Origin of the sequence: Fulvivirga ligni (assembly GCF_021389935.1) — a bacterium.
In the GTDB taxonomy this organism is placed as follows: Bacteria; Bacteroidota; Bacteroidia; order Cytophagales; family Cyclobacteriaceae; genus Fulvivirga; species Fulvivirga ligni.
In genome coordinates, this window is sequence record NZ_CP089979.1 from 3,631,696 (window position 1) to 3,657,228 (window position 25,533).

A 25,533-nucleotide genomic window follows, 5' to 3' on the forward strand; every position below is an offset into this window, starting at 1 on the left:
TACTTAAATATTTGCTATTTTCTAAATGCAGATTTAATTAAATAAACCTACACTTTTGAGAAGATGCTTATTAGTCTTAGATTTGTGTGCTTTTTTGAAAGAATCGAACGTTTTAGAATAAAATACAAAGAGTAGTGGATCTATTTGATAAATTAAGAGTAGAAGAAGGAGCGCTAGGACAGCATTCTCATCTCCCAAAGGATTATTTCATGTTTCCAAAATTGGAAGGTGAAATAGCTCCAAGAATGAAATTCAACGGGAAAGAAGTGTTGACCTGGAGTTTAAATAACTATTTAGGATTGGCTAACCATCCTGAAATAAGAAAAGTTGATGCTGATGCCGCTAAAGAGTGGGGATTAGGTTATCCTATGGGCGCTCGTATGATGTCAGGTAACTCTATACATCACATTGAGCTAGAAGAAAAACTAGCTGAGTTCATTGATAAAGAATCTGTTATGCTCCTTAACTTCGGTTATCAGGGTGTACTTTCTATTATTGATGCTGCTGTTGACAGAAAAGACGTTATCGTATATGATGCTGAGTCTCACGCTTGTATTATTGACGGTGTAAGACTTCACATGGGTAAAAGATTCGTTTTCCCGCATAACAACATTGAAAACCTTGAGAAGCAGCTTCAAAGAGCTAAGAAAATCACTGATGAAACAGGCGGTGGTATCTTGGTTATCACTGAAGGTGTTTTCGGTATGTCTGGAAACCAGGGTAAGCTAAAAGAAATTATTGAGCTTAAGGATAAATATCAGTTCAGATTATTCGTTGATGATGCTCACGGATTCGGTACTATGGGTAAAACCGGTGCTGGAACAGGTGAGGAGCAAGGATGTCAGGACGGTATAGATTTATACTTCTCTACCTTCGCTAAATCAATGGCTAGTATTGGTGCTTTCGTAGGTGGAAATGCTTCTGTAATTACTTACTTAAGATATACCTTAAGATCACAAATATTTGCGAAATCTTTACCTATGCCTTTAGTAATAGGAGCATTGAAAAGATTAGAGCTTTTAAAGACAAGACCTGAGCTTAAAGATAACCTTTGGAAGGTTGTAAATGCTTTACAGTCAGGGCTTAAAGAAAATAATTTTGATATTGGAACTACAAAATCACCTGTAACTCCAGTATTATTCCATGGTGGACTTGGCGAAGCTGCTAACATGGCCATGGACCTTAGAGAGAATTACAACATTTTCTGCTCTATGGTTATTTATCCGGTGGTTCCTAAAGATGTGATTATGCTTAGACTTATACCTACAGCTGTTCACACCTTAGATGATGTTCAGGAGACAATAAAGGCATTTGCGTCTGTGAAAGAAAAATTGGATAAAGGTGTATACCAAAGAGAAGAAATAATATCAATAACCAAGTAAAAAAATCAAAAAAAACTCGGTTTTTGGTTGAATTATAAACATTTTGAGTATATTGCCAGCTCAAAATCAATTGTAGAAAAATTTAAATAACCTAAAAAATTATCAAGTATGGAAAACAGATTTGAGCAACTGAAAGATTTAGTAATGTCATTGGAAGCTGACTTCGAAAAATTCTATAGTAAAGCAAATAACGCTGCAGGTACTAGAGTGAGAAAAGGAATGCAGGAGTTGAAAAATCTAGCTCAAGATATCAGAGTAGAAGTTCAAGACAAAAAGAACCAAGGATAATATAATTTACTCAGAAGATAGAAAAGGATGGTCTCAGACCATCTTTTTTTTTGCCCTGATTTTTTCAGGAATACTTCCCATTTTAACATCGAAATCATCGTTCTGATGCTTTCAGGCTTGTTTTGAGCAAATTCCCAAGTGTATTTGTGAGATTATGCATGGCTTCAATCAGCCTAAAATCCTCACTTTAGTAACTCCAAGAATTGTGCTGGATATGAACAAGCTTTTTAATACCATGGCTAATGCTTTTAAGAATAACTCTGATAAAGGAGATCGGAAAAATCTCAAAATGCTTTCCGTTATGGAGGTGTTTATAGCCCTGGTTATAGTGACTATGACACTGCTTGTCTTAAGCATGTTTATCTAATTAACCCTAATGGAAGTAATGATAAAAGACCCATTATTTTTTGTTAAACCTATTCTTTTACTGATAAGTTGCTTCACCTTTATCAATTATGAAGTTTCTGCCCAGCAAGTAAAGATGGTTGATGCTCAGGCGACTGCCAAAACTCAAAATTTATATCAAAATCTATTTAAACTATCAAAATCCGGAATGATGTTCGGTCATCAGGATGATTTGGCTTATGGAGTGGGGTGGTGGAATGAGGCCGATGAATCCGATGTAAAAAGGATTACAGGCAAATACCCAGCGGTATTTGGCTGGGATTTAGGCGTGATAGAAACCGGAAGGCACTTTAATATAGATACGGTGGATTTTAAAAATATGAGGAAATGGATTAAAAAAGCCTATAAAATGGGCAGCATTAATACCATCTCATGGCATTTGAATAACCCCGTGAATGGAGCAAATAGCTGGGATAAAACTCCATCTGTAAAACAGATTTTACCCGGTGGAGAGTTTCATGCTACCTATGTTGATTATCTGGATAAAGTAGCTGATTTTATCAAGAAATGTAAGGTGGGGTTTACACCAATCCCTATAGTTTTTAGGCCATTTCATGAACACAATGGCAATTGGTTCTGGTGGGGAAAAGGGTTAGCCAGTGAAGAAGACTATATTCAGCTTTACCGGTTCACGGTGTCATATCTAAGAGACGAAAGGAATATTCATCAGCTTATTTATGCCTATTCTCCAGACAGGAGCAGGCTGGACATGTCCACACCAGAGACCTCTTACTTCTATGGATACCCCGGCGATGATTATGTAGATATTATTGGCCTGGATAACTACTGGGACGTAGGTCATGGATCTAATAATGCTTCTATTGAAGAGCAGCAAGAGCAATTTAGGAAGAGCCTGGAGCTAATAAACAAGATAGCTCAAGAAAAAGGGAAGGTGGCCGCACTCACCGAAACGGGTTCTTTTGGAGTAAAGGATAAAGAGTGGTTCAGTAAATCCATCCTGGAGCCTATGGAAGCTTCTGGGGACGATTTGAAAATTGCCTGGATGCTGGTTTGGAGAAACCGATTCAGGAAAGAAACCTTCACGCCATATGCTAAGCACCCCGCTGTTGAAGATTTTCAAAAGTTTGAAGACGAGGATATGACCCTTTTCTCTGGCGACTTCCAAAATGTATACAAAAACAATAAACCGCTGATAAAATGAATTTATCTACCATAGATATCTTGATCATTCTTGGATACCTTGTGTCCACGATTTTTATTGGCATTTACTTAAAGAAAAGAGCCTCTAAAAATATCAATTCTTATTTTTTAGGGGGTAACACCTTGCCCTGGTACATGCTAGGCCTTTCTAATGCCTCCGGCATGTTTGATATCTCCGGCACCATGTGGATGGTAACGCTAATGTTTGTGTATGGCCTTAAAAGTGTATGGATTCCTTGGCTCTGGCCGGTATTCAATCAGATTTTCTTAATGGTTTATCTCTCGGTATGGTTGAGAAGATCTAATGTGCTTACAGGTGCCGAGTGGATTAAAACGAGGTTTGGAAATGGCAAAGGCTCCCACATGTCGCACATTATTGTGGTGGTTTTTGCTATTATTAGTGCCTTGGGTTTTTTAAGCTACGGCTTTATTGGAATAGGTAAATTCATTGAAATATTCTTGCCTTGGGATGCCATATCTCCTTATTTACCGTTCGATCTTTCTCCTGAGCAGGTGCCTAACTTTTATGGTATTGTGCTCACTTCTATTGCCACCTTTTATGTGGTTATGGGTGGGCTCATGTCCGTGGTATGGACAGACGTGCTCCAGTTTACGATCATGACGGTTTCAGCTATAGTTATTGGTGTTATAGCCATGAATAAGGTCAGTCATGATACGCTCATGACGGTGATTCCTGATGGGTGGGAAAGCCCATTTTTTGGTTGGAATCTTGATTTAGATTGGAGTAAAATTCTACCCTCAGTAAATGATAAAATTGCCTCTGATGGCTTCTCTCTTTTTAGTATCTTTTTCATGATGATGCTTTTTAAAGGTGTCTTTTCAAGCATGGCAGGGCCAGCTCCTAACTTTGATATGCAGAAGGTTTTGGCCACCAAAAGTCCATCTGAAGCAGCTAAAATGAGTGGTTTTGTGTCTCTGGTATTGCTTTTTCCAAGGTATTTTATGATTGCCGGTTTTACTATCCTGGCCTTGGTTTATTTTCAAGATGACTTTTTAGCCATGGGTGATCAGGTAGATTTTGAAACTGTACTGCCAATGGCTATCAGTGAATTTGTTCCTGTTGGGCTCATGGGGCTGTTGCTGGCAGGTCTTTTGGCGGCTTTCATGAGTACATTTGCTTCTACAGTTAATGCTGCACCTGCCTATTTAATAAATGACATTTACCTCAAATATATAAACCCAAATGCTTCACCTAAAAAGCTGATGAACTACAGCTATTTGGTGTCATTTCTAGTAGTGGCTATCAGTACTTTGATAGGTCTTTATATTGAAGACATTAATAGTGTTTTACAATGGATAGTATCAGCACTTTACGGGGGCTATATCGCCGCTAACGTGCTGAAATGGCACTGGTGGAGATTCAATGGCTCTGGCTACTTCTGGGGTATGGCAGCAGGCATCATTGCTTCCATGGTTTTTCCATTAGTGTTTCCTGGAGTTCTACCACTGTATTATTTCCCTTTAACGTTATTAGCATCAGTGATTGGTTGCGTGGTTGGTACATATAGTGCGCCTCCGGCAGATGAAAAGATTTTGATAGAGTTTTATCGCAGTGTAAGGCCCTGGGGCTTCTGGAAACCAATTCATAATAAGGTAGTTATGCTAGATCCTGCCTTTGAGAAGAACAGTCAGCTGAAGAGAAATACGATCAATATTATAGTAGGTATTATTTGGCAAACCTGCCTTACCATTATTCCGGTTTATATCGTAATAAGAGAGCAATTACCTCTGGTAATCAGTGTAGTTATTCTGATCATTACTATGCTCATCTTGAAGAAAAACTGGTACGATAAATTAGATCGCGAAGATGAAATTTTAGATCAGGAAATAGAAAACGGAACTATAGACATGCCGCAAAAAGAAGAAGCGTCTGTAGCTTAAATCAACCCATATAGATGTTAAAACCTCATTCAAAAGAAAATATTAAGAAGTTATTCGATGATTACGAATACTTAATTGGAGCTGTAAATTCACCTCAAGATGGTAACAATGGTGTGTATGAAAGGTATCAAAACCCTGTTCTTACAGCCCGTCATGCTCCGGTTCATTGGAGATATGACCTTAATCCTGATACCAATCATTTACTCTTAGAAAGGCAAGGAATCAACGCCGCTTTTAACGCCGGAGCCATAGCATTGAATGATAGTATATATCTCATGGTAAGGGTAGAGGGTGTTGATCGCAAGTCTTTCTTCGCGGTAGCTGAGAGTAAATCTGGTGTGGATGGATTTAGGTTTTGGGATTACCCTGTTCTACTGCCTGAAACTGTTAATCCTGATGTAAATGTGTATGACATGAGGCTTACACAGCATGAAGATGGTTGGATTTATGGCCTTTTCTGCACTGAAAGAAGAGATCCGAATGCTGGCTCGGGAGATTTTTCTTCTGCGGTGGCCCAATGCGGCATTGTCAGAACAAAAGACTTAAAAAGTTGGGAGAGGCTTCCGGATTTGAATACGCCTTCAAGCCAGCAAAGAAACTGTGTGCTTCATCCAGAATTTGTAAATGGTAAATATGCCTTCTACACAAGACCTATGGATGGCTTCATAGATACTGGATCAGGTGGTGGTATTGGTTGGGGGCTATGTGATGATATTACTAAACCGACCATAATAAATGAAATTATAATAGAAGATAGAAGGTATCATACCATAAATGAAGTGAAGAATGGCCAGGGACCGGCACCTATTAAAACACCGGAAGGATGGCTGCATCTGGCGCATGGCGTGAGAAATACCGCTGCAGGGCTTAGATACGTGCTCTATCTGTTTATGACTTCATTAGATGATCCTGCTAAAATTATTTACAGGCCTGCCGGCCACTTGATTGCACCTCAGCAGAAGGAAAGAGTAGGAGATGTTTCCAATGTGGTGTTTTCTAACGGCTGGGTTCAGCGAGGCAATGATGTGTTTATTTACTACGCCTCATCAGATACCAGAATGCATGTAGCCACCAGTACCGTAGAGCGCCTGGTAGATTATTGTAAAAATACGCCTGAAGATGGCCTGCGATCAGGGAAAAGTGTGGAAGTGCGACATGAGCTGATCAATAAGAATTTAGAATGGATGAAAAATAATGGATTCTAAGATGCAAAAACTGATATTAATAGTTTTAGCGGTAATGGTTTTTCAATCAACTGAAGCCCAGGATCTTACGCTACCAAAAATTTTCACTGATCATATGGTCTTGCAGAGAGATCAACCTGTAAAAGTATGGGGTTGGGCTAAAGCTGGAGAGAAAGTTACGGTGAGTATTGATGGTCTACAAGCTTCTACTAAGGCGGATGAGAAAGGTAGCTGGTTAGTTAGCCTCGGCCCACATAAAGCTGGTGGACCTTACACTTTGCGCGTTCAGGGGGCCACTTCCCTTGAGATAAAAGATGTATTTTATGGTGAGGTTTGGCTAGCGGGAGGACAGTCTAATATGGAATGGAAAATCGGCTGGAAGATAGACAACTGGGAAGAGGAACAGGAAGACGCTGAATATCCTGATATAAGATTCTTCGAGGTCCAGAATGTGCTTTCTCCTTATCCCAAAAGTGATATTCCTGCGGCCAATTGGATAAAAGCATCTAAAGAAACAGCTAAGGAGTTTTCAGCTGTAGCCTGGTTTTTTGCCAAGCATAATCATAAAGAAAAGAACATTCCGGTAGGAATTATAGACAGCAACTGGGGTGGTACGCCAGCAGAAGCCTGGACAGATGCTCATAAGCTTTTAACTGTAGAAGGATACGAAAAAGAGGCTGAGGAAGTGCTTGATCCTAAGGTGGATTGGACTGAAAAAGTAGCAGAAAACGAAGCTAATCAAGGGAAGAAGTTTTCGATAATAGGAGATAAAGAAGGTGCTAAAAAGACGGGTGCTCAGGAAATGGCATTTGATGATAAGAGTTGGCAGACGGTGAAGCTACCTAACCAAAATCCACTTTCTGATGTGGCCTGGTTGAGAAAGTCCTTTGATCTGAAAGCTGTTACTAACACTAATCAGCTCTATTTGGGTGATTTGGTGCAGGAAGCTATGATTTTTCTTAATGGGAAACTGGTGGCCGAGGAAAGCTGGCAAGACACCACCTCAATTATCTCCGTGCCTAAAGATTTACTCAAGAAGGGGAAGAACGTGCTAGCCTTGCGTGTTATCAACTCTTGGGATAACCGTGTAATGATCGGTAAGCCTGGAAAAATGTGGTTGAAGAATGGTAGTGAGACCATTAACCTGGAAGGTGACTGGAAGTATTCTAATGCTGTAGAACCGAAACTGCCCCAGGTAGAGTTTTATAACTGGCAGCCAGGTTTCTTGTACAATGCAATGATCGCTCCGTTGACTAACTATGGCTTAAAAGGCGTAATCTGGTATCAAGGGGAGAATAATGCTGGTGCACATCAATATTATGAAGGAGTTTTTAAAGCTTTAATTCAAGATTGGAGAGATAAATGGGAGCAACCGAACATGCCATTTCTTTATGTTCAATTGGCCAATTATATGGAGAGGAAAGGGCTGCAACCGAACAGCGATTGGGCCTATTTAAGAGATGCTCAAACGCATACTTTGGACCTGCCTAGCACTGGCATGGCCACGATCATTGATATTGGAGATGCTGGCGATGTTCATCCAAGAAACAAGCAAGATGTAGGCTACAGGCTTTGGCTGGCTGCTAGAAAAGTGGCTTATGGAGAAGATATCGTTTATTCAGGTCCAGCTTTCAAATCGATGCAAATCAAAGATAATCAGGTGATTATAAGTTTTGATCATATTGGTTCTGGCTTAAAAACACAGGGTGATCTAACAGCCTTTATTATTGCTGGTAAAGATGGTATATATCATCGAGCTACAGCAAAGATAGTAGGAGATAAGGTGGTGGTAAGTTCACCTGAAGTAGCAAATCCAGCGGCCGTGCGTTATGCATGGGCGGATAATCCAATGGCCACTTTGTATAATAAAGAAGGCCTGCCTGCTGTCCCTTTTAAAACGGATTGATCTATGCCAGATAAATCGAAAGTAGATCAGCTAAGCAAGCTGCGATCTGAATTTGAAGAGGAGCTTCACAGGTCATTATTATTCTGGATCAGGCGAATGCAAGATCCTGTTAATAATGGCTTTTATGGCCGAATTGATGGCTGTAATAAGCTTCACCCGCAAGCAGATAAGGCTGTGATTCTTAACACGCGCATTCTATGGACTTTCTCGCACATTGCCAATTTCTATCCAGATCATGGTTATCAAGAGATGGCGGAACGTGCTTATAGTTATTTGCTTCAGCACTTTGATGATGTAGATAACGGAGGTGTATTCTGGATGGTAGATCAGAAGGGAAAGCCTGTGAATAAGCGCAAGCAGATCTATGCTCAGACATTTGCTATTTATGCCTTCTCAGAATATTATGCTTTGACCCGAGATGAAGAAAGTCTTAAAAAGGCCATTGATATATTTCAGCTTATTGAAAAGCACAGTTTTGATCAGGATCAGAATGGCTATCTGGAGGCTTTCACTGAGAGTTGGGAGGAGATTGATGATCTTCGATTAAGTGAAAAGGATGCTAATGAGAAGAAGACTATGAATACTCATTTGCATGTACTGGAGGCATATACCAACCTTTATCGAGTTTGGCCCAATGAGATTTTGAAAAAGCAACTAAACAATTTGACAGAGCTGTTTCTAGCCCAATTTGTTCAGGATAATGCTCACTTCGGCTTATTTTTTAATGAAAATTGGCAGTTAAAATCCTCCGAAATATCATACGGTCATGATATCGAGGGTAGCTGGCTGTTGTGTGAAGCAGCGGAAGTATTAGATTATAATAATTTGATTGAGAAGTGTAGAGCTAATGCGCTGAGTATGGTGGAAGCGGTACTTGTTAAAGGAGTGGATCATGATGGAGCCATACTGAACGAGGCAGATGAACATGGAATCACTGACTCAGATAAGCACTGGTGGCCACAAGCTGAGGCTTTGGTTGGTTTCATGAATGCATTTCAGATAAATAGAGAACAGAAATATATAAATGCACTGGTTGCCAATTGGACCTTTATCAAAAAACATTTATTGGATTATGAAAATGGTGAGTGGCACTGGAAGGTCGATAAATCTGGAAAAATTCAGCTTGATGAAGACAAGGCAGGCCCCTGGAAGTGTCCATATCATAACAGCAGGGCCATGATGGAACTAATTCGAAGGATAGATACCTTAATAGAATGCTGATGATTTTTGATTAAATTGAAAATGCTACTGACTGAACCCTTATGAACCGAACTTTACTTCTTTTATGTATTTATTTTATTCTATTTTACCACCAAAACGCCTTAGCTCAACCTTCAGAACTTCTTAATAAAGATATCATTTTCCATCAGCCCCATGAAAATCTGGGGCTTTCGCAGCGATCTATCAACTGCATGATAGAAGATAAAAGGGGCTATTTATGGATTGGAACGTGGGAGGGGCTTATGCTCTATGATGGCTACTCTACCACTATATTTCAATCAGAAAATGATAATGATAACTCCCTGAAAAGTAATAAGATAACTTCACTGTTTGAAGATAGTAAAGGGAATATCTGGGTCGGGACTATGATGGGTGGGCTTTATGCCTATGATCCAATCAATAAGAAGTTCACTCATTTTCAGCATGATCCATCAAACCATAACTCTATAAGCGATAATAACATATGGAGCATTGTAGAAGCGGATAATGGTGATATTTGGGTAGGCACACAGAATGGATTGAATCGCTTGCATCGTAAACAGAACATTTTCACCAAGTATTTTCATTCTAGAGATCCAAAAAGTTTATCTTATAACTTCATAACCTCTTTAATGATTGATGGCAACAACAACCTCTGGATAGCTACGGAAAAGGGAGTTAACAAGCTTGCTTTAAATGATGTTGAGGGAGGGTTCACGAAATACTTTTATGAGAGTGAAAGTGAAAGGGCTATTCATAATTATTGTTATAAAATAGCCAGTTTTAAGAAAGATGGTAAAGATGTAATTTGTTGGTCAACCAAGCGGGGCCTCAAGATTCTCGATGGAACTGAGCTTACCAATTATCTATACCCAAATGCTTCTCAGCGTTTTAGTTTCTTCAGAACCCTTTACACTTACAATGATTCTGATGATTACATTATTCTAGGCTCTGAAGCTGGTTTGTCCATGTTCGATCCTAAGACCAGAACTTTTAAGAAGTTCTTTGGGGACTATAGTGAAAGAGTCAACCTGAGCCATAATACGGTAACTTCTATATTCATAGATAATACTGGCGTGCTATGGGTAGGCACCAAAAAGGGAATTAATAAATTCGATACTTACAATAAGAATTTTGAACTCTATGCTACCAGCACTTTTGATGACACCAGAGGAATTATTACCGGAATTCAGGGGGCAGGAAGCGATCAAAAGTACTGGATCAGCACCATGGGAGGTGGCTTGTATTTGTTTGATAGAGCCAATCATACCAATGTAAGTAGTTTGAAAGACCTCTTCACACCCATTAAAATTGGCGAAGGCGGAAAGAGTGACTTAACCGACTTTATTCAAACTATGGCTACCGATAGCAATGATGACCTGTGGATAGGTACTGCCGGAGACGGAGTTTACAAGCTGGTTTATAAACAAGGCATAGTTCAATCTTTAGATCACTATAATACTGCTACCACCAACAAACTATCTGATGATTATATCATGTCTTTCGATACTGACGGTGAAGGAAACATGTGGATTGGAACCTGGAGCGGCGGCCTTAACAAAATTAGCGAAGACGGTTCTGTACAGGTGTTTGCCGATTCTGTTTTGAGTATAGCACCTTTAGTCAGTTTATATTCTGATGGCCAGGTACTATGGGTGGGAACGCGAGGCAGCGGCCTGCTAAAAATACAATATTCCCAAGCCGCTCTTAAGGTAGAAAGATACACGCAGGCCAATAGCGGACTAAATAATGATTTTATCAATGATATTTATGAAGACACTCAGGGGCGTTTATGGATAGGCTCGGAAGGAGGCTTAAATGAGTTTATAAGAACGGAAAATAGTATTAGAAGTTATGCGCTTGGTAGAGAAGATAATAGTGTGGTAGTTGGCATTCTGGAGAGCAAAAAAGGGGAGCTTTGGCTTTCTAATTGGAATGGAATTGCTGTAGTAAACCCTGATGATTCGTTGGGGGTTTTGCATAACTACGATGTTCAGGATCGTGTTCAGGGTGGTTTTTTCTATAGTGGCGTATGTTATAGAGATCAGGCAGGTAGATTACTTTTTGGTGGTAATAATGGGCTGAATGTGCTTAAACCCGAGGCTATAAACGAAAATCCTGTGGCCCCCAGGGTGGTGATTACAGATTTTAGAATCTACAACCAGGCTGTATTGCCCAATGAGACTTTCAATGGCAGGGTAGTGCTTACCCAGCCTGTGTCAGAAGCAGATGAAATAGATCTGGATTATTATGAAAATGCCATTTCCTTTGAGTTTTCAGCACTACATTTCGCGGCTCCCGAGAAAAATCAGTATGCATACAGGTTGTTGGGGTATGACTCGGACTGGAAGTATACCAGTGCCCAGAGGCGCTTTGTGAACTATACCAACCTAAGACACGGAAATTACACTTTTGAGGTAAAAGCTAGTAATAACGATGGGGTTTGGAGTGAAGAAGTGCAGACCATTCACATTCATATATCACCACCATGGTGGAAAACCATCTGGGCAGTAATTGCCTATTTCCTGATTTCATCGGCTGTTTTGCTGCTATTCAGACATATGATTATCATAAGGACCAATTATCTGAATGATATCAAAATGGAAAGACTGGAGAGAGAAAATATCCTGAAAATGAACCAGTCAAAACTTAAGTTTTTCACTAATATCTCTCATGAATTCAGAACGCCACTGACCCTAATTATCGGGCCGCTTGAAAAGCTGATAGCTTCCGGGCTGGGAGGTAAATATGTGAGAGATGAGCTAGATGTCATTAATAAGAATGCACAGAGGTTGCTCAGGTTGGTGAATCAGTTGCTTGACTTTAGAAAGGCGGAATCTGGAAAGTTGCAATTAAAAGTTGCAGAGGGGAATATCGTACGCTTCACGAAAGAAATAAAACTCATGTTCGAAGGGCTGGCTGAAAAGCTGGGTGTAAGTTTTGTTTTCTACACAAACACTGAAGATGCACGCATTTGGTATGATCGTGATCAGTTTGAAAAGGTGCTTTTTAACTTACTTTCAAATGCTTTCAAGCACGTAAATCAGGGAGGTGAAGTTAAGGTAGGAGTAGAGGAGTATGAAAACAAGGTTAGAATATTAGTAGAGGACAACGGTTCAGGTATTTCCTCTGAAAAAATACATAAGATTTTCGATAGGTTTTACTCAGATGGTGATGACAAATCAGGTACAGGAATAGGCCTTTCACTCAGTAAAACACTGGTTAAGAAGCACCATGGTGAAATTGAAGTGCAGAGCACGCCAGGTGAAAGCACAGTTTTTATTGTTACTCTGAAAAAAGGGAAAGAGCATTTTGAGCCTAAAGAACTGATAGATGATTTTAAAGACAGTGAGTATATTGGTCATTATCAGTCAATTACTGAACTTGAGACGGACCTTATACCTCAAGGCATGGCTCCTGTAGGTGAAGAGCCGGAAGTGAAAGCAGAATTGAAAAAGCTTCTGATTGCTGAAGATAATGAAGAGGTGAGAAGCTATGTCCGCTCCATGTTTGCGGATAAATATCAGGTGATAGAAGCAAAAAATGGTAAGGAGGCGCTGAAGCTGGCGGAAAAGGAGATGCCAGATATAGTGGTGAGTGATGTAATGATGCCTGAAATGGATGGCATAGCACTTTGCAAGACATTAAAAAGAGATACCAATACATCTCATATACCTATCATTTTATTAACTGCCCGTACGTCATTGATTTATAAGGTGGAAGGTCTGGAAAGCGGTGCTGATGACTACATTACCAAGCCATTTAATTATCAGGTGTTGGCACTTAAGGTGAAAAACTTAGTGGCTACCAGAGAGCACATTAAGAAGCATTTTAATGATAATCAAACCCTGAATATTGAGCCTAAGAAAGTGACATTTAGCTCTGCTGATGAGATTTTCATTGAAAAGGCTCTGGAAAGTGTGGAGAACAACATGTCTAATTACTCCTATTCAGTGGAAGATTTCGGAGAGGATGTGGGTATGAGTAGAATGCAGATTTACAGAAAACTTAAAGCACTTACCGGCCAATCTGCTAATGAGTTTATCCGTACTATGCGATTGAAGAGAGCTGCGCAGCTGTTAGAAACCAATGATTTCACAGTGGCAGAAGTGACCTATCAGGTAGGGTTTCAGGATTTGCAATATTTCAGAAGTTGTTTTAAAAAATACTTTGGTATAAACCCTTCGGAGTATGGTAAGAAGCAATCTGAAGTGGAAGAATCTGAAGAAGAGATATAATTCACATCTGTCTTTGTGAAATGTAGCATGGGCCTGGAATAATGAATTAAGCGAATTTAGTGTCAAATAAAATGATTATGAGACTACTCTTCCTTTGCCTTCTTTCTTTAATAACCACGTTTACATATGCACAGCGCTTTGTAGAAGTAAAAAACGGCCTCTTTTATCAAAATGAGCAGCCTTACTTTTTCATAGGAGCCAACTACTGGTATGGAATGAATCTGGGCATAGATGGTAGTGCTGGTAATAGAGCCAGGCTTGTAAGAGAACTGGATGAGCTGCAAGCCATGGGGGTGACTAATCTTCGTATAATGGGAGCATCAGAAGGTCCTGATACTGAGCCGTACCGCATGTCTCCGGCCTTGCAGCCTGCTCCTGGTGAGTATAATGAGCAGGTCTTTCAAGGTTTGGATTTCCTGCTCGAGGAAATGCGCAAAAGAGACATGAAGGCAGTGGTTACGCTCAATGATTTCTGGATCTGGAGCGGCGGAATGGCGCAATATATCGCTTGGGCAGATCAGGAAAGTATGGTCTATTCACCTCCGGTAGAAAATACAGATTGGCATAATTATCAGCAGCATACCAGCAGCTTCTTTAATCATAAAAAAGCCAATAAGCTTTATAGGAAATTCCTTAAGACAATTATTGATCGTACAAACACCGTTTCAAAGGTGAAATATAAAGATGATCCTACCATTATGTCATGGCAGCTGGGTAACGAACCACGCGGTTATGGAAATACCGAGGCATATAGAAACTGGATACATGAAACTGCGCGCTTTATTCAAAAGAAAGATAAAAACCATTTGGTAAGTATTGGGAGTGAGGGTAATACTGGCTCTCATCATGCTGGGACTAACTTTTTAGAAGACCATAGAAGTGAATATATCGACTATGGCACCATGCATATTTGGATTGAAAACTGGAGTTGGTATGATCCTACAAAGGGAATGGAAGACATGGACTCGGCCATAATGAAGGCCACTGCTTATCTGGAGCATCATCTGGATAAGAGTAAAGAGTTAGGCAAACCCTTGGTACTTGAAGAGTTTGGAGTGGCCAGAGATAATGGCTCTTTTGAGCAATCTGCCACTACTCAAAACAGAGATCGCTTTTTTGACGAAATATTCCAATTAGTCTATAAAAAGGCAGCCAGTGGAATGGTTGGCTGTAACTTCTGGTGTTGGTCAGGAGAAGGTAGGCCTGTGGAAGCTGGCGGCCTGTGGCATGCCGGTGATCCGCTTACCGGAGACCCTCCACATGAGAAGCAAGGATGGTATTCGGTTTATGACAGTGATCAAAGCACAATTGAAGTAATAGAAAAATATGCGGAGTTAATTAATGCTCTGAAAAGCAGCAGCGAAGTCTCTTTAAAATAGGTCTGGAGATTGACTCTTGATAGTATTTTCACTACATTGTACTCAACGCTACAATATTTTGAACTTACTGTTATACATATCATTTTGGCTGCTGCCTTCAATGGCCAGTCACACTGAAATTCCATTCAGAGATGCTGAATCTTATGATGTGGTGGTAGACTATACTTTTAAAAAACGTCCTACTTCTGCTTATATGCTTAACTCTGGAATTGATGATAATTCAGTGCTTCCATATCTATCTATCAACATTAACATGAACATCCTTAAAGCCACTGACTACAAAGTGAAAGTGGAAGATGGCAAAGGGAATCAAATCATGTGTAAAAAGCTGAAGAGGCCCATAAATTTTACTGTTGATATGGGGTACACTGAAGATATTCTCGATGGTATTACACCCACCACCTATTATGTCTATTTTCAAGATAAACTTGAGCAATCAATTAGCCAGCTTAAAATAGAAGTAAAAGAGGATGGATCACTTTATTTTAATGATAAATTTCAACAAAAATTGTGATCATAAGTAATTGATTATCAATAAGTTAGTTTAAATATTTTTCGTTTGGCCCCATAATTGTTTTCATGTGTTTGAAATCAAAACATCAATCACATGAAAAAGCTTTTACTTATCAGCATTCCAATACTACTAATATTATCAAGTTGCGAAGTAGTTGTGGTAGAGGAACCTATCCCTCAAAATAACAGAGCTCTATTTCTAGGTACTTTTGATGTGGAAGAGTACAGCTCTAACTACGATGATTTTACATACTACTATATGAGAGTTGTAAGAGGAGAATACAGTAACGAGGTGTTCTTAACTAACTTTTATGGAGCGGACATAGATGTGCTGGCAGAAATAGATGGTAATTACCTATACATTCCAGATCAAAGGATTAATGGCTACAGAATAGAAGGAAATGGCCGAGTTAATGGAGATAAGCTCACTATTAACTTTAGCGTAGAAGACTATTACAATCATAACACCCCCATCAATTATTGTGAGATTATAGGCTGGAGGTAGTACCTCACCTAAACCCTCTTCTCCAAGGAGAGGGCTTTCATACTTCCTTCTCCAAGAGGAGAAGGGCCGGGGATGAGGTGATGCTACTCATAAAACCCCACCGCTTCTTTGAGCTTTTTATGAATCCTTTGCCTTAAACTCTCGGGTTTAATTACCTCGATAGAATTGCCAAAACCAAGTATTTCTCTTTCCAACTCAACGTTGATCTGTACTTTAAGCATTATTTCCACCCCTTCGGAAGATGATGAGATAATCTCTTGGGAATGGTGTAGTGGTTTGGTTACGACATAAGGTGCGTTTTTCCGGTCTATGCGTAGGTGAATATTCCTGGGCCTTACATTTTGGTCAACGGAAACGCCAATAACATCTTTGTAATATTTATTTGCATCAAAATCGCCATTCGGAATATATTCTTCATTTAAAATTTCAATTTCTTTTATTCTGTCTAAAGCCAATGTTATAAGTGGTTCCTTGGCACTTTTTCGCCCTACTATAAACCACCGGTTCCGGAATTCTTTCAGTAGGTACGGGTGTATTCGGATGGGATTAGCCTTTCTTGCCTTAAACGATTGGTAAAGCAGCCTTATTACCTGCTTCTTTTGTATGGCCTTGTAGATTTCATCTATAAATTCGATACCACGTAGTCGCTCATTAGTTTCTAGATGTATAATTGATTTTTGCTTATTTTTCTCTGAATAAACTTTGTCCTCCAGCCTCTGAATCATTCCAGTCATCTCCTGAAAGTGCGAGAATCCTTTAAATTGCCTTAAGATGTCGACCACCTCATTCAATTTGTTTAGATCATTATCTGTTAAAGGACTATTGGTGATAGAATAATCAGCAACTTCATAGGTGTAATACTTTCTTTCCTTCACTATGATGGGCGCATTGTAGCCCAACTTGTCACTGCGCATCATCTGTATGTCCATCTGAACTGTGCGCTTGCTTACACCTTTGTCAATGCCTTCATATTCATACAGAGCCTCTGAGCAAGCATCTATAAGATCCTCCAACGTCCATTGTCGATATCTGTTTCTCAGGCATTTATCGATGGTATTGTATCGTATTAAAGCATTTCTATTGACTGGCATCTTACATTTTTTTGAAAAATTAGAAAATTAATGTGACTACGCAAAAAGACTGCGTAATATGTACTTTGCTTTGTAATCAATTATTACTGAAGAAATATAAAATGCTATTAAAAATATCTACGAATCGAGCTAATGCCAGAGAGGTGAGTTTTCTTTTTCATAAGCACCCGGACCGACTACAATCGGTGGAGCTACCTTTTGGTAAGGCGCACATATTTTATCCCAAAGCTGATCAGGATGAATGCGCTATCTGTCTGGTGCTGGATATTAACCCAGTTAGCCTTACCAGAAATAATCAGTCCAATAATGCCGATTTTGCACTATCACACTATGTGAATGACAGGCCTTACGTTGCTTCCTCCTACATGAGTGTAGCCATTTCAAAGGCTTTCAGCACGGCTATGAACGGTACTTGTAAGGATCATCCTGAATTAGTAAATGAACAAATTCCTTTTGACATAAAAATAGCGGTAATGTTTGCACCTAAAGGTGGGGAAATACTTATCCGAAGGTTATTTGAACCCCTTAATTATGAAGTGGAAGTGCAAAGACATACGTTGGATGAAGCTTTTCCTGAATGGGGTGAAAGCCGGTACTTTTCGGTCAATCTGAAGGGAACGCAGAGGTTGATGGATGTATTAACGCATTTGTATGTACTTATTCCGTCTTTGGATACACACAAGCATTATTGGGTGAGTAATGCTGAGGTAGAAAAGCTCCTGAGGAAAGGTGAAAACTGGCTGGCCGGTCATCCTGAAAAGGATCAGATTACCAAAAGGTATTTGAAAGGTATTGCAAATCTTACCAGAAGTGCCTTTGATCAGCTTAATGAAGCTATTGAAAGCAACGATGATGTGTCCGAAGAAACACAAGATACTGTCCAACAATCATTACATCAACAGCGCTTACAAATGGCATTTGATGAATTGAAAAGATCGGGAGCAACTACTGTGATAGATCTGGGCTGTGGAGAAGGTAAGTTGTTAAAGTTGTTCCTAAAAGACCCTCAATTTACCAAAATCACTGGAATGGACGTTTCGCATAAAAGTCTGCAGAAGGTGGTGGAACGTTTGCATTTAAATGAGATTTCTCCGGTTCAAAAGGAAAGAATTAGCCTCTTTCAGGGAGCGCTAACCTATAGAGATGAACGCTTAAATAATTATGAAGCAGCAGCTTTAATTGAGGTGATAGAACACCTGGATCCTGATAGAATTAAATCAATGGAAAGGGTGGTTTTTGAATATGCTAAACCTAACACGGTAGTGCTCACCACACCCAATAGTGATTATAATGAACTGTATGAATCATTGCATGCAGGTCAGTTCAGGCACACCGATCACCGTTTTGAGTGGAGCAGAGAAGAGTTTAAACAATGGGTGAATTCTGTTTGCGAGAATTATGCCTATGAAGCTGATATTAAGTCAGTTGGAGATGAGGTGGAAGCTGTAGGAGCACCTTTCTCAGATAGCTATTTTTAAAAGAGTTCATTCATAAATAATAAGATAGAAAGAATGGAAAATAGAGAATTAAATATACCTGAATTATCATTGGTGGTGTTGGTCGGTATTTCAGGATCAGGCAAATCGACTTTTGCCAAAAGGCTTTTTAAAGAAACTGAAGTGATCTCATCCGATAGATGTAGAGCTTTAGTTTCAGATAATGAAAACGATCAATCGGCTACTACAGATGCCTTTGAATTGGTTCATTACATAGCTGCCAAAAGATTAAAGAATGGATTACTCACAGTAATAGATGCGACTAATGTACAGTCTGATTCCAGAAAGCCATTGGTTGCACTAGCGAAGAAGTACCACTGCTTGCCGGTGGCCATAGTGCTTGACGTGCCTGAAAAGGAATGTCAGTTGAGGAACGAAAGCAGAGATGATCGGAATTTTGGTAATCATGTGGTGCGCCAACAAAGGTCTCAGTTGAGAAGGTCAATCAAAAGCCTGAAAAGGGAAGGGTTCAGACACATTCATGTTTTAAAATCCGTTGAGGAGATAGATGCAGTATCGAATATTAAAAGGGATAGCTTATATAATGATAAGAAGCATGAATCTGGTCCTTTTGATATAGTTGGTGACGTTCATGGCTGTTTTCTGGAATTAAAAGAGCTATTGAAAAAACTAACCTATCAGATTGAAGATGTCGATTATTCCAATGAAACATTTGGTTACCGTGTTACTCATCCCGAGGGTCGAAGAGTAGTTTTTGTGGGAGATTTGGTTGACCGTGGGCCAGATTCACCGGCTGTACTTAAGTTGGTAATGAGCATGGTGAATAGTGGTGTGGCATTTTGCGTTCCCGGAAATCATGATATGAAATTGCAGAAATACCTCAATGGTAAGAATGTGCAAATAAAGCATGGTTTAGAAAAAACGGTTGAGCAATTGCTGCATGAATCTGATGATTTTAAATATCAGGTGAGGGAGTTTTTGTACGGTTTAGTAAGTCATTATATCTTCGATAATGGAAGGCTGGTAGTAGCCCATGCAGGTTTAAAAGAGGAAATGCAGGGTAGAGGAAGTGGAGCGGTGAGGTCTTTTTGTATGTATGGTGAAACTACTGGTGAGATAGATGAGTTTGGTTTGCCCGTAAGGTATAATTGGGCGTCAGAATACAGAGGAAGGGCTAAAGTAGTATACGGACACACACCGGTACCAGAGGCAGAGTGGCTAAATAATACCATTGATATTGACACGGGTTGTGTTTTTGGTGGCAAATTAACTGCTTTAAGATATCCTGAGCAGGAGTTAGTTGCTGTGCAGGCTCAACAGGTTTATTCAGAGCCGGCAAGGCCATTGGAAATAAATCAGTTTACCAAAAGCCAGCAACAAGAGTATGATGATCTTCTGGATATAGCTGAGGTTACCGGAAAGCGAATAGTGAGCACCAGATTAAGGAATAATGTCACATTACCTGAGGAAAATTCAGTAGCTGCACTGGAAGCGATGAGCAGGTTTGCCATCAACCCTAAATGGATGATTTATCTTCCTCCAACGATGTCGCCCTCAGAAACCAGTGAGTTGGAGCATTATTTGGAACATCCACATGAGGCGTTAAAATACTTCAGGAGCCAGGGTGTGCAGAAAGTAGTTTGTGAAGAGAAGCACATGGGATCCAGGGCTATTGTAATAGTTTGTAAGAATGCCGATGTTACAAGAGAACGATTCGGAATAGATAATGGTGAAATCGGTGCCTGCTATACCAGAACCGGGCGAGCATTTTTCAACGATAAAACGCTTGAAATGGCTTTTTTGGATCGAGTGCAGAAAGCCTTAAATCAATCAGGTTTTTGGGATAGGTTCAAAACTGATTGGGTCTGTCTGGATACGGAACTTATGCCATGGTCGGCTAAGGCTCAGGCACTTTTAAAAGATCAGTATGCAGCTGTGGGGGCTGCCGCAAGTGCGTCTTTGGATGTGGTAATTCAAGAGTTGAACATCGCTCTGGATAGGAACCTGGAAGGAGTAGAGCAGTTACTGCAAAATTATGGGCAGAAACAAGAAATGATTACCGATTTTGTGGAGGCTTATCGTAACTATTGCTGGCCTGTAAAAGGATTGGATGGATACAAACTGGCTCCTTTTCATATTCTCGCCACCGAAGGTCATGTTTACAGTGACAAAGATCATCAATGGCACATGGAGAATATTAAACAGATGTGTGAAGTAGATCCTGAGTTTATGATTGCCACGCCATATCAGGTAATTGATTTGAATGAAGAGGATCAGCTCAGCTCTGTTGTAGAATGGTGGACTGAATTGACCAATAAAGGAGGAGAAGGCATGGTGATAAAACCATATGATTTTATTACTCATGGTAAAAAAGGCCTGGTACAGCCAGCTGTAAAATGTAGAGGCAAAGAATATTTACGAATCATCTATGGCCCGGAATATAGTACTTCGGAAAATATGAACACGTTGAAGAACAGAGGTTTGGGGCGAAAAAGGTCGCTAGCCTTACGTGAATTTGCTTTAGGGATAGAATCTCTTGAAAGGTTTGTAAACAAGGAGCCTTTACGCAGAGTTCACGAATGTGTATTTGGTGTGCTAGCCCTTGAAAGTGAGATGGTTGATCCTCGGCTGTAATTGATTTCTCAACTGCTAAATTTTCATTAATTAAAAAATAATTTCCATTACGCAAAAACAATGCGTAGTGGGTGCTTTAGTTTGTATCATGAAATGAGCATAAACTTTAGTCATCTTAAAATTATACCCATCTGAGATGAATAAAGTTTGTAGCGAAATCCATGTTACTGTTGAAAAATAAATACTATACAAGTGAAATTAAGTGAAGATTTAAAAAGTAGAATATTTGACGTCATTTTAGGTTCCGCTACTCTCAAAGATTTTGAGCAATGGGTTTATCAGCAAGAGGATTTGCTAGAAAGAATTAATGAAGACTTCTATCTTTTTCTTTTTGCATTTAACTATGGTCAACCAAATGCTTTTAGAGAATTCACCAAGATGGTTAATCGCTATTTTGGTGATGTAAAATGGGACTCGAAGCCTTAGCATCTGACATGTTATGTGATTTGAAAATTCAGATTTTGAATGAATTTTCAGTCATAAGTTATAACGGTTATCCGTCATTAAATCACATATCTACTATTAGATATGCCCTTTGCGAGCCTGATATTTATGGCGATAGTATAGAGTCTTTTGTGAAAGAGTTAACTCAAGAGTCCCTCCAATTATTAGAGAAAATAAATAAAGCCGAACAACTCGATTCGGACTTCAAATTAAAAGTATTTCTTTCTTAAGAATAACAAACAAGCCCCTGTAGCTCCAAGAGGCAGAGCACGGTAAAACAGTCACTAGCCGGTTGCAGGAGTACGGGTTTCCGGAAGACAGAATCGTGGTGAATAGCCCAGTATGTCGCAGCACCGAACAGCCTCTCGGGGAAGCTTAGTAGGGAAGCGTGTTCATCCCGGCTCCATGCTAATCTCGATATTTTCGGGAGAGTGCGGGTTCAAATCCCGTCGGGGGCTCTTAATGAAATTAATGATGCAAACAATAATCAAATCAAGGCTTCAGCAGATTGAAGAAGAAAAATCAGTGCGCATATTATATGCCTGCGAAACTGGTTCCAGGGCGTGGGGATTTCCATCTCCTGACAGTGATTACGATGTCAGGTGTATCTATGCCGAAAAGCTTGACTGGCACCTGTCACTTCGTGCCAGAAAAGATACTTTTACCAGGCCTATTAATGATGATCTGGATATAACCGGTTGGGAAATCAACAAGGTGCTGCATTTGCTATGGAAATCTAATGCACCATTGCTTGAGCGTTTGCAATCGCCCATCATTTATGAGCTAAAAAGTAAAGAGATTCTTGATGGACTGTGGGAGTTGGCAGGAGATTGCTTTTCTCCTATTGCTACTATGCACCACTACCACAGAATGGCTAAGAAGTACTATGATATATGCTATACTTCCGGAAATGAGGTGAAATTGAAAAGCTACTTCTATGCGATAAGAGCAGTTTTATGCGCAAGTTGGGTGCGTGAGAAAATGGCTATTCCTCAAATTGAAATGAATCTCATGTTCGAGCTTCTTCAACCTGAGACTCGGGATAAAGTAGAGGAGCTTATCTTGTTGAAGTCTACCAAAAATGAAGATTATAGACACGAGAGAGAACCTGTGTTAGATGAGTACTTGAAAGCTCAAATTGGTTTAAATGAGGCAATTGCTAATCATCTGCCAGGAGCAAAGAAAAGAGATATTGACCAACTAGATGATTTTTACAGGCGAGTAATTACCGAAAAGCTATGACCATTGAAGAACTGAAAAATAAAGACATGATCATTTTCGAGTGCCAGAGCGGAAGCCATGCTTATGGACTGGCCACAGAAGATTCTGATCTTGACATAAAAGGTGTCTTCATATTGCCTGAGGATGAATATTTTGGGCTTAGATATGTAGAGCAGGTGAGTAATGATAGCAATGACATTGTTTATTATGAACTCAAGCGGTTTGTTGATTTACTTACTAAAAGTAACCCAACGGCTTTGGAGCTTTTGCACACACCTGATGAGAGTGTTTTGTATATGCATCCGGTATTCGAGGCAATTAGAGGTAAGCAGTTTTTGTCAAAGAAATGTCTCGATACTTTTGGTGGCTATGCCATGACACAGGTAAAAAAGGCCAAAGGTCTGAAAAAGAAGATTCTCAACCCTGTAGATAAAGAACGCAAGAGCATATTGGATTTTTGCTATGTAGCAGATCATCAGGGATCAGTACCAGTGAAGGAGTACTTGAAGTCGCATAAGCTTATTCAGGAAGAATGTGGCTTGTCGAAGCTGCCAAATATGAATGAAATGTATGCTCTTTATTATGGTGATGATGCATTTCATGGTATCCAAGGTTCTGATAATGCAAATGATGTTACGTTGAGTTCTATACCTAAGGGACTTCAACCTATGGCATTCATGTCCTTCAACAAATCGGCCTATTCCAGCTATTGCAAGGAATATAAGGAGTATTGGGAGTGGGTGGACAAGCGAAATGACAACCGCTATAAAAACACCTTACAGAATGGAAAGAACTACGATGCCAAAAATATGATGCACACCTTCAGATTGCTGAAAATGTGCGAAGAAATAGGGAGGGAAGGTAAACTTCATGTGAAGCGGCAGGATCGTGAGTATTTATTAAGCATAAAAAGAGGTGAATTTGAGTACAACGATCTTTTGCTTCAAACGGAAATGGCAATCGATCAATTGAAATTGATTTATCAAGAGTCATCATTGGCCAATGAGCCTGATTTTGAAGAATTAAACAGGTTGTTGATTTTGATGAGGAGGGAGTATTATGGTTAGTCACCTGACCACATTATACTCCTGGTCATCGAAGAGAATGGGATTGTTTAACAAAGAATTATTTGGTAGTAGTCAACTGTGATTAGGAATTTAAGTTGCGATTAACGAATTTTTATATAAATTTGAAAACTTAACTTATAAGTGAAGCGTTATAATATTGAATTATATAAGTCATTTGACAAAACAACCTTTTATACCATTCATGAGGAGAGCAAGAAGGTGAGTGAGACAGATGATTTCTTCTTACGCTTTAAGGATGAGAAAAAATTTCAAAGAGATGTTAATCTCATTAGATATTGGCTTGGAAAAATTGGCAATGAATATGGAGCACAAGAAAGACGTTTCCGACCAGAGGGAAAAGGAAGTGCTATTCCCATAGAATCTTCTAAACTTAGATTATACTGTTACAGAATTAATGAGAGAATTATAATTCTTGGTAACGGAGGTGAAAAGACATCTCAGAAAGTACAGGATAGTCCTGATGCTTTTCCGCATTTTGAAACTATCAATCATTTAGCCTACATTATAAATTTGAAAAAACAAAAAGGAGAAATCAGTTTTGCTGAAAATCAAATTCAAGGTGATTTATCCTTTTATATAAAATAAACTACCACTATGAGCGAAATTTTTGATTCAATCGAGGTAAGTGACGAAGTAAAAAGATTTGTAGATCATTCATTTGATATATCTGATCAAATTTACAACATTTTAGAAAAGCAGGGTAAAACACAAAGAGACCTTGCTCGTATGTTGGGGAAAAAGGAGTCTGAAGTGAGTAAGTGGATGCAGGGAACCCACAATTTTACATTGAAAAGCATTGCTAAAATAGAAGCTGTATTAGGTGAAAGCATTATTACTTGCACAGACAGAGCTAAGAAAGCTTATCACAAAACAAAGTTAGTTCCTGTCAGGGTCAATAACTTTTCTTTATCTAAGAAAATTTTGACTCAGGAAGTAGAATGGAAAAAGAGTGATAAAAAAGTCTTCACTGATGGATTAAAAATAGCTTAATGTCAAAAGTTAAAGTAGAGCCAGAGAAAATACATTTATTAGGAATTAGAGTTTTGAAATCTGTCTTTGAGGCAGATGTTTCTCTTATTGATAGTCCACAACCCATTGAAAAATTCAATGCTGGCTACAGGTCTGAGTCTGGTTTTAACTTAAAAGAAAACTATCAATTATTTAGACTTTTCATAAAAATCCAAGGCCTTGATGATGATAAGTCAGTGAAAATTAGAGCTGAATATCATATTGAGTTTCATTTTTCAATCGATAATCTAAGTGACTTTGTTACTCATGAAAAGAATGGTGATGGGTTTTCTGTATCGAGTATGTTAGGAGCTACAATCGCAGGTATTTCTTACTCTACAGCAAGAGGTATGATACTTGATAGAACTCAAACTACAGATTTTAATGGTGTTTTATTACCCGTGATAAATCCACAAAAACTACTAGAAGAAGATACATTTTCTTAGATGAACCATTGGATGGCAATTATAAGTGTACTGGTTTAACGCGACTGAAATAGCGTCTACAAAATCCCAACCCCATACCTA

General features: G+C 39.3%; 21 protein-coding genes. 20 read left to right on the forward strand and 1 reads right to left on the reverse strand.

Going from position 1 to position 25,533, the window contains the following annotated elements; all coding sequences use genetic code 11:
- Positions 1–134: 134 nt before the first annotated feature.
- From LVD16_RS15530 to LVD16_RS15585, 12 genes are all read left to right on the forward strand, one after another.
- Entirely contained in the window at positions 135–1,382 is a 1,248-nt protein-coding gene (locus LVD16_RS15530; protein ID WP_233769189.1) for an aminotransferase class I/II-fold pyridoxal phosphate-dependent enzyme, read from the forward strand.
- Positions 1,383–1,490: 108 nt separating this feature from the next.
- The gene (locus LVD16_RS15535) at positions 1,491–1,670 is read left to right on the forward strand and encodes a BF3379 family histone-like protein (protein WP_233769190.1); all 180 of its coding nucleotides are present in this window, start codon (positions 1,491–1,493) and stop codon (positions 1,668–1,670) included.
- Between the two features lie 154 nt (positions 1,671–1,824).
- Entirely contained in the window at positions 1,825–2,037 is a 213-nt protein-coding gene (locus tag LVD16_RS15540) for a hypothetical protein (RefSeq protein WP_233769191.1), read from the forward strand.
- A 9-nt stretch (positions 2,038–2,046) separates the two neighbouring features.
- Positions 2,047–3,237 (forward strand): glycoside hydrolase family 26 protein, encoded by a 1,191-nt coding sequence (locus LVD16_RS15545; RefSeq protein WP_233769192.1) that lies wholly within the window; start codon positions 2,047–2,049, stop codon positions 3,235–3,237.
- Positions 3,234–5,138 carry a sodium:solute symporter family protein gene (locus tag LVD16_RS15550; protein ID WP_233769193.1) on the forward strand — a complete coding sequence of 635 codons (1,905 nt, stop codon included), beginning with the start codon at positions 3,234–3,236 and terminating at the stop codon, positions 5,136–5,138. The genes LVD16_RS15545 and LVD16_RS15550 overlap by 4 nt, the downstream gene beginning before the upstream one ends.
- A gap of 14 nt (positions 5,139–5,152) precedes the next feature.
- Positions 5,153–6,343: a glycoside hydrolase family 130 protein gene (locus LVD16_RS15555; RefSeq protein WP_305038987.1), complete on the forward strand. Its 1,191-nt coding sequence runs from the start codon at positions 5,153–5,155 to the stop codon at positions 6,341–6,343.
- A 1-nt stretch (position 6,344) separates the two neighbouring features.
- A complete protein-coding gene (locus LVD16_RS15560) occupies positions 6,345–8,228 on the forward strand; it encodes a sialate O-acetylesterase (protein WP_233769194.1) in 1,884 nt (627 codons plus the stop codon).
- A 3-nt stretch (positions 8,229–8,231) separates the two neighbouring features.
- Positions 8,232–9,449 (forward strand): AGE family epimerase/isomerase, encoded by a 1,218-nt coding sequence (locus LVD16_RS15565; RefSeq protein WP_233769195.1) that lies wholly within the window; start codon positions 8,232–8,234, stop codon positions 9,447–9,449.
- 41 nt (positions 9,450–9,490) lie between these two features.
- A complete protein-coding gene (locus LVD16_RS15570; protein WP_233769196.1) occupies positions 9,491–13,666 on the forward strand; it encodes a two-component regulator propeller domain-containing protein in 4,176 nt (1,391 codons plus the stop codon).
- 77 nt (positions 13,667–13,743) lie between these two features.
- Entirely contained in the window at positions 13,744–15,045 is a 1,302-nt protein-coding gene (locus tag LVD16_RS15575; RefSeq protein WP_233769197.1) for a glycoside hydrolase 5 family protein, read from the forward strand.
- A 100-nt stretch (positions 15,046–15,145) separates the two neighbouring features.
- The gene (locus LVD16_RS15580; protein ID WP_233769198.1) at positions 15,146–15,559 is read left to right on the forward strand and encodes a hypothetical protein; all 414 of its coding nucleotides are present in this window, start codon (positions 15,146–15,148) and stop codon (positions 15,557–15,559) included.
- A 93-nt stretch (positions 15,560–15,652) separates the two neighbouring features.
- Positions 15,653–16,063 (forward strand): hypothetical protein, encoded by a 411-nt coding sequence (locus tag LVD16_RS15585; RefSeq protein ID WP_233769199.1) that lies wholly within the window; start codon positions 15,653–15,655, stop codon positions 16,061–16,063.
- A gap of 83 nt (positions 16,064–16,146) precedes the next feature.
- Here LVD16_RS15585 and LVD16_RS15590 read toward each other — a convergent pair whose 3' ends face one another.
- The gene (locus LVD16_RS15590; protein WP_233769200.1) at positions 16,147–17,154 is read right to left on the reverse strand and encodes a helix-turn-helix transcriptional regulator; all 1,008 of its coding nucleotides are present in this window, start codon (positions 17,152–17,154) and stop codon (positions 16,147–16,149) included.
- 101 nt (positions 17,155–17,255) lie between these two features.
- On the opposite strand from LVD16_RS15590, the gene LVD16_RS15595 reads away from it, so the two are divergent.
- From LVD16_RS15595 to LVD16_RS15630, 8 genes are all read left to right on the forward strand, one after another.
- Positions 17,256–18,632: a 3' terminal RNA ribose 2'-O-methyltransferase Hen1 gene (locus LVD16_RS15595; protein WP_233769201.1), complete on the forward strand. Its 1,377-nt coding sequence runs from the start codon at positions 17,256–17,258 to the stop codon at positions 18,630–18,632.
- A 33-nt stretch (positions 18,633–18,665) separates the two neighbouring features.
- Positions 18,666–21,245, forward strand: coding sequence for a polynucleotide kinase-phosphatase (locus tag LVD16_RS15600; RefSeq protein WP_233769202.1), 2,580 nt, complete (start codon positions 18,666–18,668; stop codon positions 21,243–21,245).
- A 192-nt stretch (positions 21,246–21,437) separates the two neighbouring features.
- Complete coding sequence (locus LVD16_RS15605) at positions 21,438–21,671, forward strand: hypothetical protein (protein ID WP_233769203.1); 234 nt, start codon at positions 21,438–21,440, stop codon at positions 21,669–21,671.
- A gap of 489 nt (positions 21,672–22,160) precedes the next feature.
- Entirely contained in the window at positions 22,161–22,931 is a 771-nt protein-coding gene (locus LVD16_RS15610) for a nucleotidyltransferase domain-containing protein (protein WP_233769204.1), read from the forward strand.
- The gene (locus LVD16_RS15615) at positions 22,928–23,977 is read left to right on the forward strand and encodes a nucleotidyltransferase domain-containing protein (RefSeq protein WP_233769205.1); all 1,050 of its coding nucleotides are present in this window, start codon (positions 22,928–22,930) and stop codon (positions 23,975–23,977) included. Before LVD16_RS15610 ends, LVD16_RS15615 begins: the two co-directional genes overlap by 4 nt.
- A gap of 141 nt (positions 23,978–24,118) precedes the next feature.
- The gene (locus LVD16_RS15620; protein WP_233769206.1) at positions 24,119–24,583 is read left to right on the forward strand and encodes a hypothetical protein; all 465 of its coding nucleotides are present in this window, start codon (positions 24,119–24,121) and stop codon (positions 24,581–24,583) included.
- Between the two features lie 9 nt (positions 24,584–24,592).
- Positions 24,593–24,988, forward strand: coding sequence for a helix-turn-helix domain-containing protein (locus LVD16_RS15625; protein WP_233769207.1), 396 nt, complete (start codon positions 24,593–24,595; stop codon positions 24,986–24,988).
- Positions 24,988–25,452: a hypothetical protein gene (locus LVD16_RS15630; protein ID WP_233769208.1), complete on the forward strand. Its 465-nt coding sequence runs from the start codon at positions 24,988–24,990 to the stop codon at positions 25,450–25,452. The genes LVD16_RS15625 and LVD16_RS15630 overlap by 1 nt, the downstream gene beginning before the upstream one ends.
- The last annotated feature ends 81 nt before the right edge of the window (positions 25,453–25,533 follow it).